Source organism: Aliikangiella coralliicola (assembly GCF_007004725.1).
In the GTDB taxonomy this organism is placed as follows: Bacteria; Pseudomonadota; Gammaproteobacteria; order Enterobacterales; family Kangiellaceae; genus Aliikangiella; species Aliikangiella coralliicola.
In genome coordinates, this window is sequence record NZ_ML660163.1 from 108,349 (window position 1) to 124,004 (window position 15,656).

Annotated in this window: 14 protein-coding genes; 8 read left to right on the plus strand and 6 right to left on the minus strand. The window is 39.9% G+C overall.

Translation table 11 applies throughout. From position 1 onward, the window contains the following. Nucleotides 1-379: 379 nt before the first annotated feature. The 3 genes from FLL46_RS09515 to FLL46_RS09525 all read left to right on the plus strand — a co-directional run bounded on the left by FLL46_RS09515 (nt 380) and on the right by FLL46_RS09525 (nt 5,067). Entirely contained in the window at nt 380-1,468 is a 1,089-nt protein-coding gene (locus FLL46_RS09515; RefSeq protein WP_142893278.1) for a beta/gamma crystallin family protein, read from the plus strand. A gap of 16 nt (nt 1,469-1,484) precedes the next feature. Next, entirely contained in the window at nt 1,485-2,213 is a 729-nt protein-coding gene (locus FLL46_RS09520; RefSeq protein ID WP_142893279.1) for a hypothetical protein, read from the plus strand. Between the two features lie 331 nt (nt 2,214-2,544). After that, nucleotides 2,545-5,067 (plus strand): serine/threonine-protein kinase, encoded by a 2,523-nt coding sequence (locus tag FLL46_RS09525; protein ID WP_142893280.1) that lies wholly within the window; start codon nt 2,545-2,547, stop codon nt 5,065-5,067. 121 nt (nt 5,068-5,188) lie between these two features. On the opposite strand, the gene FLL46_RS09530 is transcribed toward FLL46_RS09525, so the two are convergent. After that, nucleotides 5,189-6,343, minus strand: coding sequence for a hypothetical protein (locus FLL46_RS09530; RefSeq protein WP_142893281.1), 1,155 nt, complete (start codon nt 6,341-6,343; stop codon nt 5,189-5,191). Nucleotides 6,344-6,701: 358 nt separating this feature from the next. Between FLL46_RS09530 and FLL46_RS09535 the strand changes: the two genes are divergently transcribed. The 4 genes from FLL46_RS09535 to FLL46_RS09550 all read left to right on the plus strand — a co-directional run bounded on the left by FLL46_RS09535 (nt 6,702) and on the right by FLL46_RS09550 (nt 11,366). Continuing rightward, entirely contained in the window at nt 6,702-7,601 is a 900-nt protein-coding gene (locus tag FLL46_RS09535; RefSeq protein WP_142893282.1) for an FHA domain-containing protein, read from the plus strand. A 294-nt stretch (nt 7,602-7,895) separates the two neighbouring features. Further along, nucleotides 7,896-8,972, plus strand: a complete 1,077-nt coding sequence (locus tag FLL46_RS09540; protein WP_142893283.1) for a beta-ketoacyl synthase N-terminal-like domain-containing protein — start codon at nt 7,896-7,898, stop codon at nt 8,970-8,972. Nucleotides 8,973-8,986: 14 nt separating this feature from the next. Next, nucleotides 8,987-10,321, plus strand: a complete 1,335-nt coding sequence (locus FLL46_RS09545) for a phospholipase effector Tle1 domain-containing protein (RefSeq protein ID WP_142893284.1) — start codon at nt 8,987-8,989, stop codon at nt 10,319-10,321. 97 nt (nt 10,322-10,418) lie between these two features. Then, on the plus strand, nt 10,419-11,366 hold the full coding sequence (locus tag FLL46_RS09550; RefSeq protein WP_168204110.1) for a DUF2931 family protein: 948 nt from the start codon (nt 10,419-10,421) through the stop codon (nt 11,364-11,366). Nucleotides 11,367-11,393: 27 nt separating this feature from the next. On the opposite strand, the gene FLL46_RS09555 is transcribed toward FLL46_RS09550, so the two are convergent. The 3 genes from FLL46_RS09555 to FLL46_RS09565 all read right to left on the minus strand — a co-directional run bounded on the left by FLL46_RS09555 (nt 11,394) and on the right by FLL46_RS09565 (nt 13,634). Further along, nucleotides 11,394-11,933 carry a hypothetical protein gene (locus tag FLL46_RS09555; RefSeq protein ID WP_142893286.1) on the minus strand — a complete coding sequence of 180 codons (540 nt, stop codon included), beginning with the start codon at nt 11,931-11,933 and terminating at the stop codon, nt 11,394-11,396. A 118-nt stretch (nt 11,934-12,051) separates the two neighbouring features. Next, nucleotides 12,052-12,426 (minus strand): hypothetical protein, encoded by a 375-nt coding sequence (locus FLL46_RS09560; RefSeq protein ID WP_142893287.1) that lies wholly within the window; start codon nt 12,424-12,426, stop codon nt 12,052-12,054. 347 nt (nt 12,427-12,773) lie between these two features. Continuing rightward, a complete protein-coding gene (locus FLL46_RS09565; protein WP_142893288.1) occupies nt 12,774-13,634 on the minus strand; it encodes a hemopexin repeat-containing protein in 861 nt (286 codons plus the stop codon). Between the two features lie 517 nt (nt 13,635-14,151). On the opposite strand from FLL46_RS09565, the gene FLL46_RS09570 reads away from it, so the two are divergent. Then, the gene (locus tag FLL46_RS09570; protein ID WP_142893289.1) at nt 14,152-14,397 is read left to right on the plus strand and encodes a hypothetical protein; all 246 of its coding nucleotides are present in this window, start codon (nt 14,152-14,154) and stop codon (nt 14,395-14,397) included. Nucleotides 14,398-14,499: 102 nt separating this feature from the next. Here the strand turns inward: FLL46_RS09570 and FLL46_RS09575 are convergent, their stop codons facing one another. Beyond that, nucleotides 14,500-14,961, minus strand: a complete 462-nt coding sequence (locus FLL46_RS09575; protein ID WP_142893290.1) for a hypothetical protein — start codon at nt 14,959-14,961, stop codon at nt 14,500-14,502. A gap of 254 nt (nt 14,962-15,215) precedes the next feature. Continuing rightward, the gene (locus tag FLL46_RS09580) at nt 15,216-15,419 is read right to left on the minus strand and encodes a hypothetical protein (RefSeq protein WP_142893291.1); all 204 of its coding nucleotides are present in this window, start codon (nt 15,417-15,419) and stop codon (nt 15,216-15,218) included. Between the last annotated feature and the right edge of the window lie 237 nt (nt 15,420-15,656).

Genomic DNA, 15,656 nt, shown 5'->3' on the forward strand with positions numbered 1-15,656 from the left:
GTAATAATTTATTTCCCCTATCAACTGAGTTATTTTACCAACAAAATAGCCTCATATTCTTAAAAAGACTGTGCAATTCAATATTTTTCAATATTGTTGATTTTCATTCATAGCACACCTTAACTAGCTTTTATCTTTTCCATATTTTCACTCGTCGACTTTACTTTATCGAATGAAAATCCCGTTATGAATCCCCTATAAAACGATGCTCAGCTCAATTAATACGCCCAACCCAATTAACTCTTACCGAGATTGACTGTAATAGAATGTAATCGAACCGAAATTAAAAACGCCTTAATCTAACTGCCGGTTGTTAACAACTAAAGCGGAAATTAGTTGGAAACAATTTTAATAAAACATTTAAACCAGGAGAAATTAAATGAAAACTTTTAAGGCGTTTGTTTTATCGCTGCCCTTTATTTTTGCTTCAGTCGCCGCCAATGCGGTTAACGGATATGACGTGAAGCAAGTTCAAACAAATCATTCAAGCTTTTATCAAATTGGCAACAACTGGTATGAAAGAGGATCAGATGATTCTCATAAATTTGTTTTCCAGGAATTCAGCCGAGATGCCTGGTCGGTCTATTTGTACGACTCTGCTCGCAATGTTAGTTTACGACTCGACTTATGGCTAAAAAAAGTCTTTTACAGTCCAGGGAAAAATTGGAACGGAAATCATCTCTATACCATCACCGGCTCTAGCGCCAGCCAAATAGCGCTTAACGGACCAACACTTTATCAACATGGTAGTTATGGTGGGTATGCTGTCAGGTTGGTGAAAGGTTCCTACCGGTTGAATGTGTTGCGTGCCAGAGGGATAAAAAATGATGACATTACTTCAATCAGAGTCCCTGATGGCTTCCAGATTGATACGTATCAACATGACAATTTCGGCGGATGGAAGCAAAGCTATGTTGTCGACGTTTCTCATGTGGGAAGTAAAAACGATCAATTATCTTCGGTTATCATTAAACAAATTGCTCCCATGAAAAACAAATACCTGAGCATTCAACGACACTCCAACGCACCAAGTTTCTCAAATAGTCAGGCAGATACAATTCTTGCTGCTGCAACCGAATTATTAACAACGCAAGATGGCAGCGATGATATTGCCTGCCCAACGCGAATGAAACGTTCAGGCTCTGTCACAACATTTACAACAGGTGACGGGACCATTGATAGCAAGGCGGAAATGAATGCATTACAAAACGGCATTAATCTGGTCAAAGCAATCAATTTTTGCAGTAAACTCGCCCCAAACATTGTCGGTTGCGCTAGCACCCCTGGAACAAAAATGGCTGTTATCCGCTACACATCCAACCAGGAGGGTATGCTTTGGGCACACGAATATGGCCACAATACCGGGCTAAGTCATCGAAGCGGTAGTAACAACCTAATGGATAATTATGTCGGCACATCGAAACGAAGAATTAATCAAGCTGAATGTAATTCGTTTTTAAACAACTAAGCAAAAGGACATGACAATGAAAATTTCTATGAAGAAAATATTAATTACTTTATCTGCATTAATGGTTTCCATTTCGACAATGGCACAGGAACTCGTTAGCGTAGAAGAATTTGTTGGCAAAACCTATTTTCACGGCTTACCTTATGAGCAAGCGATTCAATATGACGCCACTTATGTCCCTCAATTAAAAGCCATATTGAACGATTATTCACAAAGTGAACTTTGGCCAAATACCATAGTGATGTTAGAAATTATTGGTAGTAAACAAGATCTGGATGACATCATTAGTTTTATCGAAAGCGAACCAGCCGGAGAATATAGTATCGCTCATGAACGCGCAAAAAATGCAGCGATTTACGGGCTGGGTTACTTCATCAATCACACCAAGAGCAAGAAAGCACTAAACTATCTTGTGGAAAGTTTGCAGGAGAACTCCTGGGTGAAACGCGATGTTCGTGGCTTGGGCAGATTGCATAAAACGGAAAGTGAAAGAAACGCCGACTTCAGCAAATACGCCATGTTAGGTCTTGCACTATCTGGTGAAAGTGAAGCAATTTTAGGGATAAAGCAATTTAAAGCAAATAACGCTTCAAAAACACTCAACTCAAGAGTTAGTGAAAGCAGACGTGACAAGATTAACCGCGCTGCAGAGGTCGCACTTGAAGAAGGAGAAAAAATCAGGAAACAAGGTTTACGAGAGTATTATAAAAGCCAACACCAGCATGACGAACACCTTGAGCACTAAGTTGTAGTAACTCAGATGTAGAAGTTCAGACTTGTTATAACCTGAACCATCCTAATCGCTGGTAGCTTGATAAAAGGCTACCAGCATTTTTATTTTTTACACACTCTTTTTACTTCTCCCCATCTTAAAATCTCAAAAAAGAATTCCCTCTACCGGCTTAAATACTTTACATAACTTTCTCAAAAGCTAACTTATTCCGCAAAAAAATCTCAACAAGTAGATAAAAGCGAAGCCAGCATACTAAATTCATCCGACTTCTCAAGGTCAAGATGAATAAACGAGATGATATCGATACAATAGCGAATTTAGTGAATGGAAAAACTGTGCGTATATGCAAACAGAACAATCGCGATATATTCAACAAAACATACTCGGCAGGGGTGGATATGGTGTTGTTTATAAGGCATGGGACAAACAACTAGAGCGCGAAGTTGCGATAAAAATATTCCACAAAAATCAGGCACAAATTACGCAGGAAGCTCGCATTCTTGCACAGGTAAATTCTCCGAATGTGGTGACTATCCATGACATATTGGAATGGGACAGTCAGCAAGCTATCGTGATGGAATATGTGAACAATGCATTACCGCTCACCTTTGATACCTTAAAACACTTTAGCTATGAAGATTTTATTAACTTTCTGATATCCACTGCGAAAGGCATTCAGGCAATCCATGAAAAAGGCATTATTCACGGCGATATAAAATTGAGCAATATGCTGATAGATCCGTCAAGGGTTGTAAAGCTGACCGACTTTGGTTTGGCCCAACTCAATTATTTATCTCCCAATAATGAAGCACAAAATGAGAGCACAACATCGTCAAAAACTTCAGGAACCTGGGAGTGTTTATCGCCTGAGCAGCTTAAAGGGGATGAGATCACTGATAAAACCGATGTTTTTGCATTGGGTATTATTTTGTTTTCGACAATTTATGGCCATCATCCTTTTATTTCAAACAATGACCCGGCGGAAGCCAGAGAGCGTTTAGGAAAAGCAATCAATTTTAATGACTATCAATTGGTTGATGATCAATTTATTCCTCTTCAATCACTTTGCCAGTCTATGCTGCAATTCAGGGCGAACAAAAGACCCTCAATCCATGAAGTCATTGATAGTTTATTTCAAATTCAACAACGCTCGTCTTCAACCAACGCTGATTGGTCTACAGAAACCATTGATATCGATACACCTCGAAAAAAATTCCCCTGGCTGTTGGCAACCGCACTTTCACTTTCTGTCATTTTTCTCGCCAGTTATTATTTTTTATTTCCACAACCGGCAATAAAAACATTGGTGATTCCATCTCTGGTCCTGAACCAGACCGATGGTTCCCTATCGGACGATGCTCAATTTGATTTGACATTACTTGAAAAGAGCAAAAAGCTGTCTGTCATTATTAACGATGAGCTAGTTGATTCGGTATTATCAGCTTCTAAACGAATTCTCGTACCACGCAGAGAGTGGCAAGGCAATAGAAACTGGTCAAAAGTAGCAGAGAACCTGGTAGTCGATGAAATCCTATTTAGCGAAGTTTATTGTGGTAGCGCTAAATTATGTGACATTAAAATAGCCCTTTACAGCAAGCTAGACAATAAAGTAAAGAAAATGGAAGAGTTGTCTATACCAGCAGATAATCTGCTGGTATTCGCCGAACTAGTTCATAGCTTGTCGAATAAATTAATAGGTATAAAAAAGGCTGAGCATATCACACAAAATATTGATGAAGCGTCACTTCAAAAGTATACCTATTACAGGGCAAACATCGAGTTAATTCCGGCTGACACAATTATTGAAGGACTAACAAAACTAAGAAAGGAAAACCCTGGCTTTTCAGGAATTACCTTACAACTGGGCAAAGTTTATCTGAAGCAGTTTGATAGAACTCAAGACGACACCTGGCTAAAGAAAACCAAAGAAGTCGCAGAACAGATAAGTGATTCAGCCAGCGGACAAGAGCTTTTATTTTGGTATTACCTGGAAGCAAATCAGTTTGAAAATGCATTAAATGTTTTAGAAAAACTCCAGCAATTGCCGAACATTGACTATACCTACCTGGTGTTAAGACACACCATGTTATTATTCGAACAGGGGGAAAATGACAAAGCCCTAAATTATCTTAACAACCATGATAATATCAGGAAAACTGGAAGTTATTTTTACCTGAAAAGCTATATGCTAGAAATATTGGGTAATTACAAAGAACTTTTAAGCATCGTTAAGCAGTGGCTTATTATCGACTCTAATAACGTCATCGCAAAAGAGTACCTGCTCATCGCTTATATTCACCTGGGAAATATGGAGCAGGCAACAAAACTGGGCAACAGCTTTCAAAAAGACCAGATTACCGATGCCATTAGGTACAACCTCAGCGTCGCCTATTTGTTGAATGGAGACTACAACAAAAGTATTGAGGAATTCACCAAGCTCAAAGAGTCAACCCCAAACGATAAAAGAATTCTAATTAATCTTGCGGAAGCTCAAAAAGGCGCAGGAAATATCGAAGCATCAAACCAATTATATCAAACCTATATTCAGGAAATAAAAAAGCTCAATAATATTCAATGGAAGGAAATGGCTTATCTGGCTCTCGCGTACGCCCATTTAGGACAACCTTCCAACTCGCTGCTAGCGTTACAGGACATGAGCGCTAAAGCTTCAAGTGACAAAGTATCTGATAGTAGTGCTTATTACTTACTATCTTCGCAAATATACGTTTTACTCGGTCAACAGGATGCCGCGTTAATCAATGGAAAAAAAGCAATTGAGTCAGGCGTGGGATTGCACTGGTATAACTTTCCCTGGCTGTTTGAGTTGAGAGCCAAACTGGAAAACATCACATCAAAAACAACTTAACTTCTGATTAGCTACATCATAATTATTCAGGATATTTCAAGAGTAACAGGTTAAAGAATCGCGACACATTAAAAACAAACCCTGCGAACAGGGCTTGTTTTTTTCAACTAAATAACCCGACTTAAAATCTTGGTTTGGTCGGCTTCGTAGTATCAGTTGGGTCAACAATAACAACTTCCTCAACACCATTCTTGCCGCTTTTCATTGCAAGAAGTCCATAGCTGTATGAAGCACTAAGACTTTGATTGATTGTCACCCTCATGCCCAATCTTTTTTCTTCAATAATCGTATGCTCTTTCTCAATCTTACCTGCAGCTTTATCTGCTTCGATAGCTGAGTAGCTATCCGGGAAATAAAGAATACTAATCGGTTGACTATCTCTATAAGCCTTGGATAATTGTTCCTTAAAAGACTGAAACACCTCATCAACATTGAGATTATTTTCAACCACGATTTTTAAATCCGCCGTGCGACTTTTCAGGTTTACCAATAAAGTTTGTTGTTGTGACGTTAAGTCATTACCCAGTGGGTCAAAGCCTAATCCATCGATAAAGTGATAAACATCAGATCCCGACCCTTTAATACTTATTTTATATCGACGAGTCACAGAGCCTGGAAAATACTGTGACGGTGATGGATTGGTAAAACTCTCTAAGGGCACCCCCGTAGGTAAAAATACCAGGCAGGTTCCTTTTTCAATATCGAGAGGATATAAAGTGGCATTCAGAAAACGACTATCCATGCGGTACATCAATGCAGTTGATTGTTCGTCATTAATTTGTTCGAGAGTGACCGGTGTTGTATTGCCTACCTGCCCTGCTGAAAAACTATCGCCTAGATTCAAAGCATAATCTTGATCACCACTTCGATTAACAATCGCGTAATCACCTTCAACTGTCAGAGACTGAACAAACCATTGTGAAAGAACATGCTCTTTAGGTGGCTTATTCATCAGTGTCACCTCGTTAGAACCGTCAATACGAGACAGGTAAAGATCGTTCTTCAAGTTTCTCAGTCGAAAGAACTTTGTTTCTGGCTCGACCTCCATTGTCCATAATATGCGATCGGGCTGAACATTTTCTTTTGTCGCCCGTGACAACACTTCGAAAACCGCTTGATTGTTGTCTACAGATAAATTCACAGCATTAATTGCTTGATCCAAATTTTTGCTATATGGATGAGAGATCAGCATTGCACTACGCCATTTTTTATCAACCGTGTCTGGCTTGGGCGGTTGAGCGAATACTGATGAGCAGGTAGTCAAAGAAAGAACCATAAGCCTCCAAAAAGCTTGATTAAGGTCCCTTAATCTCGCTACGAAATTTAATTGAGTTTTTTTTGTCATTAAGCTGTCCATAATATTACTCCATTATATTTGATGTTTCACATCGTTTCGTTCCTGGCCGATTTGACCTGGTGGCGTATTATAGGATTGCGCGAAAATAAAACAATTACATCCTATTACCAAACTCAAAAATCTCTTTTCTGAGATAAAAAATATCTCATTTACAATTACTCCAAAGTTAACGGCAGCCCGTCGATGCCCTTCACTCAAACTGCCATTTGATTAAAAGCAGAAAAGTCAATAACATCCCATTACAAACTCACAGGTAAATATTAAAGCCAGTCAATTTATGGGTATTTTTAACTCAATACATTCGAAAACTTCTATTTACTTAAAACCAGTCCATATTTTCGGTCGAGACTCGAATACTGCCGATACAGTCATTTCTCATCAGGGAAGCTCCCGCCTGCACTGTGTTTTACGGTGGCAAGCCGGTCACTGGTTTGTAACCGATGAAAGTAAAAATGGCTGCTTTATCAACGGTAAAAGAATCGAAAAAGGCCATAGTCTGTGTTTAGCAAAAGGCGATGTATTTTCGACTTGCAAAAACAACTCGGCGGCCTGGACTTTTGAAGACGAGTCAGCGCCGAAGCCCATCATTCTGAATAAAGAAAGCTCTCGTTGGATCGAATTAGAACCCCTGAATATTTTGCCAGATGAAAATACGCCAGAATGCCAAATCGTTCAGCAAGGACAACATTGGTTTTTTGAAAAAGATCATGAACACGTTTCAATTTCAGAAGGCTTTAGCTTTTTAATGGAAGGAAAACACTGGCACTTCTTTCCAAACTTCTTACTGCAAGAAACGGAATATGTTGCCGATCAAAAACGAGAGATTCCGGAAATTATTTTTGATGTTAGTCGCAATGAAGAGCATGTGGGCATTATTTTTCGTTCGCAAAACGAAGAGTTTAATTTAGGGCGAAAAATCCATCACTATCTGATACTGGAACTCGCCCGCCACAGACTAGAGGACAGTGATGCACAAGAGAGCGATCGAGGCTGGATGAGTAATGATTTAGTCCTACATCGATTAGGTATCGACATGAATCACCTCAATATTCAAATCTACCGAGCTCGAAAAGCGATTAAAGAATATTCTCAGAATTGGAGTCAACATTTAATCGAAAGGCGTCGAGGTGAAATGAGACTACACGAGTGTAAAATCGAAATAAACAAGGGCTACTAAAGTCGAATTAACACGAGTTAATTTTTCAGGAGAACATCGATAATATTAGACAAGATAATATTGTTCACCTGAAACTAAAAATAGGCTTAATTTGTTAGATTTGTATAATCAGATTGCATCTGCGTTTCTGGTCAGCAAAAAATCATCGAAAAGCATGACTACTTTGAGGTACTGGCACAGTTTTGGCCTGTCATAATTTATGCGGCGAAGTGTGAACATGTGCGATACATTCGCCGATTTTTCATATAATATACCTTGTTAGCGATTCTTATATTTTCAGGTGTGTCAATATTTGTGAATACAATCAGGAAAGCCTACCTCGCAAACATAGGGATGATTACACCTACCGGATATGATGCCTCTATGACAGCTACGTCTGTGCGAGCCAAAATCAGTAGCTACCAAGTCTCAGAATATATGACGCCCGATAACAAAGCGGCAACTATGTCGGGTGTCCCCGAAGTACTTTTTGACAGTTTTGCGCTAGATATCGATGAAGGCGAGTACTACAGCGATATGTATGATCGAATGATTAAAATGGCCATCATCTCCGCGCAAGAAGCCCTTTCCAGTACTTCGACTGATAGCTCGATCCCTTTAATTCTCGCTTTGCCAGAGCCAATACCTGGCATCAAACAGATCCCCCAGAACTTATTTTTAAAAAATTTGTTAAACCGAGAAGGGGTTCCACTGAGCCTGTCAGATTTGCACGTGTTTCATACCGGCCGATCTGGCGTGATACACGCGCTTGAGTTGGCTATTGATTATTTGTATAACCAGAACAAAGAGTGTGTTTTGGTTGGCGGAAGTGACAGTTATTGGCATTTACCATTGATTCATCACTTGGCACAGACAAACCGAGTGTTAACAAAAAACAGTAAAGATGGTTTTGTTCCGGGAGAAGGTGCTGGTTTTCTGTTACTGACGAAAGATAAAAACAAAGCGTTGAATGTAGACGGTCAGGTTATCGTCCTCCACGAACCGGGTCTGGCGAAAGAAGCAGGCCATATGTTTGCCAGCGAACCGAATAGAGGAGATGGTTTGGACGCGGCAACAAAAGCGGCTCTGTCCCCACTGGAAAGTGCCCAGGTTAAAAAAATTTATTCGAGTATGAACGGCGAATCCTTTTGGTCCAAGGAGCTGGGGGTTGCCATCATGCGTAGCAGCGCTAAACTCGACGAAGATCTCGATATCGAACATCCAGCAGATTGTTACGGAGATATTGGCGCGGCCAGCGGCGCAGTGCTAACGGGTATCGCGGCCCTCGACTTGTTGAAAAATCCTGCGGCAAAATACTATATGGTACAGTGTTCATCAGATGGTCCGTGGCGTTCGGCTCTGTTGCTCGAAAAAGAACCCATTGAAGCATAAAAACAAGGATTAACATGACTCAAATTGGCGAAAGCATGTTCGTGGCACCAGAGCCAACGGAAGAGAAGCCAGAAGAAGAAGAAAAAAAGAAAAAGGTCAAATTACGTTTTTCTCTGTTCTTTGATGGCACTTTAAATAATCGAACAAATACAGCCGAACGAAAAGCTAACTCCGACGTTTATAAAAAGGTTCAGCGTTCGTGGTTTCAAAGTTTTCGTGGTTATGGCAGTTACGAAAATGAAGTGTCGAACGTTGGTAAAATGGAAGAATATGTCGATAAGGCCTGCGACGTTGATAATAGTGAAGCCTTCTATGTTGAAGGGATGGGCACCATCGACCGAAGTACGGACACATTTCTGGGCAAGGCACTGGGCCAGGGAGAAGCAGGTATTGGCGCTCGCGCTAAAAGCGGTTTTAATCAAATTATTTGGGCTATACAGGATTGGTATCAACCTGACGACATTATCATCGAAAAGATAACGATCGATGCTTTTGGTTTTAGTCGCGGCGCAGCCACGGCGAGGCACTTTATTAACTACGTTCTCGACGAAGCACCGTTTCAAACCTATAAATTGTCGCGCCAGTTAAAAAGGGTTGGCTTTGAAATAGAAAAAATAGAGGTCGAATTTGTCGGTCTCTATGATACGGTCGCTTCCCTTGGTTTACCCATAGAGCATAAACTGAATGCAAAACTACTACGCCTAAACGCAGTTAGTTTCGCCAATCAAGTAGTACAACTGGCTGCAGCGGAAGAACATCGAGCTAACTTCTCGCTAAGCAACATTGACAGTGCTGGTGGCAAAGGCAAGGAAATATATTTGCCCGGCGTGCATTCTGATATTGGCGGTGGTTATGTGGATAATGCACTCGAAGCACAAATTATTAATAAACGTCTTCGAGCGCAACTTGAAGAAGAAATGCAACAACTCATCGACGCAGGTTGGTATGATTGCGAGGAAATCAAAATTGATTGTCCCGAAAAAGGCAACCCTCGCGTGCCTAAGGGAAGTCGCATTTGTAAGTTGGTGGTGAATCGTTATGTCGCCGCTGAATATGATCGTATACCACTGCAGATTATGGCGGAATTTGCACGCGAAGCAGGGCTCAATATCAAGTCGGCGCTCGAAACAGAAAATGACGTCAGGGACCCAAAGTTGGTTCCGATAAAAGATGAACTAAAGGCCTACGCTAAAAAAGGTGGCTCCAAACCAGAAGATTGGCAGAATAATAAAGGATGGCTTCCCTGGTTAAGGCATGCACATCTGCATTATTCGGCCCACTATAGCTCTACTGGAATGGAACCGCGTTTTATCAATGGCAAACGCAAACGGTTGTACTACGATGGTTAGTAAGACAAATAAAATTGCGGTGAAGATTATTCGAAAAATTGTATTTTTTCTTACTTTAAAGATGACCCTTTTAACATTGACAGGTTGTGAAACATCAATGAATAAATTTGATTGGCTTGCGAGCGAAAGTGCACCAGAAGGATTCCCGATGAGAATCATTGAAGGGAATTTTTACGATAGTAAAGGTGGCTCATTATATATCCCAACTAAAGCCGGAATTCATCACGGTTGGGGAACAGCGGTTAGTACGCATATTGTTGGCGCGGACAAAAAACCGCTGCCAAATCGTTTTGATATATTATGCTTTTCATATGCTGAGAATGTGTTTTATGGCGGAGAATTTGATTTGCCTTATGAGCACATTCTGGCGTTATTCAAAAGCAAATATTACAGCCCGCGAACCGCTGAAGATGCCACCTTTCGTAAATTAGTTGCCGGTGTCACCCCAGGTGGCTATGTGACGGTTTGGGCAGTTGGGATCGGCCGTCAGATTGAAGTGTTTAAAGGACAACTGGATAAGATCGATGTGCCTTGGACCAGAGTGCTGGATAATCCCAATGTTAGTCGTGAAGACTATATTGAATCGTCGCTAAAAGAGGCATTAAGTGATGTTCAGTATCAACAAATAAAACAGGGGAAAATTCCCTTTGGTATTTGGGAAAAGTACGCTCAGCGCTTTCCCTGGAAACCGAAAGTGATTGGCCTTGACTCACCCGATCTAATTCGAGATATTGAGTTTTTCAATGGCGAGAGAGACTACTATAGTCTTGACCATGGAAATGACTGGAATGATCGCGAACATACCATTCCTCAAAAATTAACCTTTAAATGGAAGGCCGATGGACTCTCAGCGGTTAAAGCGACTTTTACCTTCGACTTTGATGATATTTCTCGGGCATTCAACGAAATCAAACAACAGACACAGGCCCCTTTTTACCTGACTTTCGATATTCAGCGTCAGAAAAATGGGCGAATTGCCTATGCGATTAACCTCACATCAGAAGATATCATTGTTCCTTTACGCAAAGTGGGTATTGAGCATTAAAAACTTAATTACGTTTTATTAAGCCACCTAAAATAAAGGAAGATGAATATTTTCTGGCTCCAATAAACCATCATTAATAGCTTGTACAATTTTTAGCTGCAGATTAGAACGCTGTTCATGGGACATATGGTCGCTCGTTTGCGCTAGTGCAGCCGCGTCTTTCACAGTCCACAGACCTGAGTAAATTTGATCATCAACTCTAGTTTTTACCAGCTCAAACTCGTCTTCCGCCATCGTTATCAAATCTGTTTCAGCGCGACTATGCGCTATATCAAAAGGTGCTTCTTGCATAGTTTGATGGCGGTTAGTAGCAGCAAGCAAGTCATGTATTTTTTCTTCAGTATCAATTTGACGTTGTTCTTGAGAAGCTAAGATAACTTTGATTTCTTCAAGTGTAACTCTTAAATCCGCCGAAGGTTCTTCAGAATTATTCAGGTTAACAACTGCCGCTTGTGTAACAAATCCACGAGGGGCCTCTGAATTATTAGACGCCAACAAACTGACAACATTTAATCCTATTGAAATAAGAAATGCTGCAACGAAAAAATACGTCGTAATAGTTTTCATAACAATACGCCCTGTTTAATTTGTTTATTTAAAATAAATCAACTTAATTAGATTTTGGTGACTCCTCCACAAGAGTCACCATCATTATCTGAAGTATTAACTGCGCAGTTAAACTCGGTTATTGATTAAAAGCACTATTTGAATGAATAGAAATCCGTGTGCACTTCCCATCACTGAATGTCGCGTACAAATAGGAAGAATTACTTAAACCCGCAACAGCGTTAAGCGTGGCTTCATTCGGTGAGCTATCAATGCAGGATTTTATCGTGCCGCTTGCTGTTCTCCCCAAACAAACCACAGTAGCACCGGTCCCATAGGAATTAATGTAGCAGCCGACATACTGCGTTGAATCTGAAGAATTTGTCGCAGAAGATAAGCTTCCTCTGAGGTAAGTATCAGTGACATCAACTTCATTATTAAAGTAAGCGCCTGACCATGCACTTGAAGAAGCAAACAATAATGCAGAAGCTGAAAATAATTTTGCAAGTTTCATAATATATCCTTATTAAATTTGATTGATTAAAAAGACTATCAACATGAGTTAACTAACGATTAACTCCTGGCGGAAATAATTAAATCAACTTGCCCTGATAAAATCGATTACAAACTATTACAACGGTTTTTAAAGGAATGTATAAACAATAGAGTTGGCTACAATTTTTTCTCTACATGGTGCCAAAAATAGAAGAGTGATATACGTAATAATCCTTACATCAGATAACATTGGTGCTTTCGAGAAAAGTGCACATCAAACGGAATCCAGTAAAAGCCTCAATCAAAGATCGAGGCTAACAAGCTTTTGATATTATTTCGAAAAACTCAATTCTCGCGAACCTGTACTTAATGGATTATTACTCCACCACCGCCAGTACCACCGCCACCTGTGCCGCCGCCGGAGCCACCACCAGAACCGCCGCTGCTAATGTTTGCTTTATGGACTGCGGCGTCAATATTGCTCGAAAACATACCAGGCCAGAAAGTGCTGATATCTCTTGGTCCATGCTCGAGTCTACCCCGCTCAATATCCCAGGCCGAATATTGGTCTCCTTTAAAGAAATAGACATAACCCTCTTTAGAAGTCGCTGCGTCAAGATCGGAAGAAATCATTCCAGGCCAAAAAGTGGAAATATCTCTGGCGCCATGCTCTAGCCGTCCTCTAGCAATATCCCATGCGGTATATTGGCTACCTTTAAAGAAATAAACATAACCTTTCTTTCTTACCGCCGCGTCAATGTTAGAGGAAAACATGCCTGGCCAGTAAGTGCTGATATCGACAAGTCCATGGGTCGTACTTCCTGAATTAACATTCCAGGCTGCATACTGACTTCCTTTAAACATGTATATCCACTTTTCCTTCATTACAGCTGCATCAATATCCGCAGAGGGCATTCCTGGCCAATATCGATAAATATCAACAGGGCCATGCTCCAGGCCGCGAGCACTAACATCCCATGCAGTGTATTTATCTTCTTTAAAAAAGTAGACCATTTCATCAATTGATGAACTTGAATTGATAGTGGTTAAATCCTTACTCCAATTGTTAACCATTTGGTTTGGAGAGAGACTATCTAAGGTCGACTCTAATGAAACCGGCGAATTAGTGGCATCGTCTTCTACGGCATTGGTCGACGCAACTCCAAATACTAATGGAGCAAACAGAACAGACTTGCAAATCAAGTTTACTATTTTAGACTTATTCATTTTTCTTCCTTTGTGTAATAGTTTTCTAGCATTGTGTTTAATCTCAACACGAAGGAATTTTAGGTCTATTGTCCGCCATTGCGTTATCAATAGGGTGCCATATGTTGTTGGTTGAGTGACTTATTACCAATTTGGCTCACAAAACAGATTTAAAATTGAACAGTACTATCAAAAAAGCTAATATCTCACACAGAAATATAATGTTTGGCACTATAGTTAGAATGGTTGGCACTCTGAAGCCAATAAATATCTCAAATTACTGATAAAGTACAATAGAACTTTAAGGTTCATTATCAAATTGTTCGTTTATTCATCGATTTTTAAGGGGAATGTGATGGATCATATCAGTATGCCATTCGTTTTATGACAACTATTTTTATTACAACCTGACTGAATAGTAACCAGGCAAAATGACGTTTAACATCATTTTTGTTGAATATTCAGAGCTCCACTTTAGTGATGAAAAATCGTACTTTTGACGATTTATTTTTACGACTTTAATATAAGGAAATTTATTATGAATATAATAAAAAAACTGACAGTAAGTTTAACTTTAGTTTTAAGTTTACTCGTTTCAACAAAGGCTTATTGTGATACCGCGACATTTCTTACTTATAACTCAGTGGTTAAATTCTGTGCGGGCAAGGTGATTTGCACCTCTATCGTACAAACAAGCAAAGGCTATGTAGTAGAATACTACAGGATTGATAATCCGAAACCAAACCCCGGTGACCCTACAGATCCTGATGGAACTAGAACATAGTTCGGTGGTCGCATAAATTAACTGAAAAGAAATAGTCCAATTACGGCTCCCCTGCCATTGCATTGGGAAAAACCTCGAACAATGTTCGAGGTTACCTTAGTTTTACAGTTCTAACATTGGCTTAATAGAATCCGGGATATTCTTCTTCCAACCATTAATAACTACATCCTCATTAACTTCTTGATATCCTTCATAATCGACGATCCTGCAATAGCGCCCACCATCTGAATTTAACGCATAAAACTCGGTCGCACCATATTCGTGAAAGATGGAACCGTACAATTCGATGTTTTTGCCTTTTTTGGTTAGTGAGTTACAAAAATACATCCACTCTTCTCCAAAAATGGTAATTTCAAGAAAGTCACCTTTTCTTTCTACCCCCTCATGATAGAAAGCTTTTCCATCATAAAAATCCAGCATCACGTTAGAACCTTTCAATGATTTGATTTCGGCATACTCGGCTAGCTTAACCAGTTCTTGCCAAGGGACGGTTCCATCGCTTTCCAACGCATCTAATATATGACCTGGAGCTTTTATGATGATTGCTCCACCTGCCTCTGCCATGTTTTCTCCTTATGATATTTTTTAACTTGGTTTTACTTAAACCAAACAGTCTCAATTTTTAGTTTCGTTTGATAAGCCGCTATACAAATATTTATTGCAATAGACATAGGCGTAGCCTCGATGATAATCGAGGTTTATTGGTTAAAAGCAACAACGATAACTGATTGGTAGTTCAGTCGTTTTGGCATTGAGTCATTCAATCTCCGTTTAGCGCCGGTTATCGCTTTGAGAAAAACCTCGAACAGCGTTCGAGGCTACTTAATTCGCCAAAAGCACCTCGCCGCACCACCAGCCGATGCGCAACTACCTTCGCAACTAGCAATACACGCTTGCATCGTGGGGAAGTCATAATATTCGGCATATTCATCGTCATCATTGAATGCAAAGGCATTTCCACCAGCTAAGCCACCTAAAAATAAACTAAACACAAAAAAGTATTTTTGAAGATTTTTTTTCATAATTTTTTCCTTAGGAATCGTTTGGATTTTAATAAATCTTTAATTAAGACATCTCAAATTCTAAGGGTTTGGGAGAAAGTTGCTGTCACCAGATTGCCAAGAGTTGGTTTGAGAGTGACAAATTTCGAATTTACAAAAATTACGAGTTTGACAACCCAAGCTTTACTAGTTAATCCATTAAACGTTGATTGAAAGTATCAGTGATACCAAATATAGATGAGTCATATTATTATCTAC

What these genes read in the sequence shown, in the direction of transcription:
- FLL46_RS09570 (WP_142893289.1), top strand. Translation starts at nt 14,152, where the DNA reads ATGAATATAATAAAAAAACTGACAGTAAGTTTAACTTTAGTTTTAAGT.
- FLL46_RS09530 (WP_142893281.1), bottom strand. Translation starts at nt 6,343, where the DNA reads ATGGTTCTTTCTTTGACTACCTGCTCATCAGTATTCGCTCAACCGCCC.
- FLL46_RS09580 (WP_142893291.1), bottom strand. Translation starts at nt 15,419, where the DNA reads ATGAAAAAAAATCTTCAAAAATACTTTTTTGTGTTTAGTTTATTTTTA.
- FLL46_RS09560 (WP_142893287.1), bottom strand. Translation starts at nt 12,426, where the DNA reads ATGAAACTTGCAAAATTATTTTCAGCTTCTGCATTATTGTTTGCTTCT.
- FLL46_RS09550 (WP_168204110.1), top strand. Translation starts at nt 10,419, where the DNA reads ATGAATAAATTTGATTGGCTTGCGAGCGAAAGTGCACCAGAAGGATTC.
- FLL46_RS09515 (WP_142893278.1), top strand. Translation starts at nt 380, where the DNA reads ATGAAAACTTTTAAGGCGTTTGTTTTATCGCTGCCCTTTATTTTTGCT.
- FLL46_RS09525 (WP_142893280.1), top strand. Translation starts at nt 2,545, where the DNA reads ATGCAAACAGAACAATCGCGATATATTCAACAAAACATACTCGGCAGG.
- FLL46_RS09575 (WP_142893290.1), bottom strand. Translation starts at nt 14,961, where the DNA reads ATGGCAGAGGCAGGTGGAGCAATCATCATAAAAGCTCCAGGTCATATA.
- FLL46_RS09545 (WP_142893284.1), top strand. Translation starts at nt 8,987, where the DNA reads ATGACTCAAATTGGCGAAAGCATGTTCGTGGCACCAGAGCCAACGGAA.
- FLL46_RS09535 (WP_142893282.1), top strand. Translation starts at nt 6,702, where the DNA reads ATGGGTATTTTTAACTCAATACATTCGAAAACTTCTATTTACTTAAAA.
- FLL46_RS09555 (WP_142893286.1), bottom strand. Translation starts at nt 11,933, where the DNA reads ATGAAAACTATTACGACGTATTTTTTCGTTGCAGCATTTCTTATTTCA.
- FLL46_RS09520 (WP_142893279.1), top strand. Translation starts at nt 1,485, where the DNA reads ATGAAAATTTCTATGAAGAAAATATTAATTACTTTATCTGCATTAATG.
- FLL46_RS09565 (WP_142893288.1), bottom strand. Translation starts at nt 13,634, where the DNA reads ATGAATAAGTCTAAAATAGTAAACTTGATTTGCAAGTCTGTTCTGTTT.